The following is a 366-nucleotide window of genomic DNA, read 5'->3' on the forward strand; positions in this document are numbered from 1 at the left end:
GTTAAACACAGATATAGAAACATCGCTTAAAGATTTAGCCAACCTGTGATTTTTAAACATGTTTTTGACTTTCAAACTCTCTAAACAAAACGAGTTTGAGTGCCTTATAAGAGAGCTTGTGAGCTTGTGTAAAAAATCAAGTCTGATGTTAGCGATTTTTTCATGCAAGTGGGTAAGCTTTTTAGAATGCTTTAAGTAATTATTAGATTTCTTGGTTTTATCCCCTTTGGTTTTTGGGTGGATTTTTTTACTCAGTTGTCTGCTAATTCTTACAAGCTTTCTAGTAAGCTTATCTAAGGGCTTAGGGGCATAGATATTTAAGCCATTAGACAAACTCACAAAGGATTTAATCCCTATATCAATCCC

At 33.6% G+C, this 366-nt stretch carries 1 protein-coding gene; it reads right to left on the reverse strand.

Annotated elements, in window-relative coordinates; genetic code table 11:
- A partial coding sequence (locus F8C76_RS18055) for a transposase (RefSeq protein ID WP_152132959.1) occupies positions 1-366 on the reverse strand: 366 nt, incomplete at both ends.

This window comes from Flagellimonas olearia (assembly GCF_009184425.1).
GTDB classification, from domain to species: Bacteria; Bacteroidota; Bacteroidia; order Flavobacteriales; family Flavobacteriaceae; genus Flagellimonas; species Flagellimonas olearia.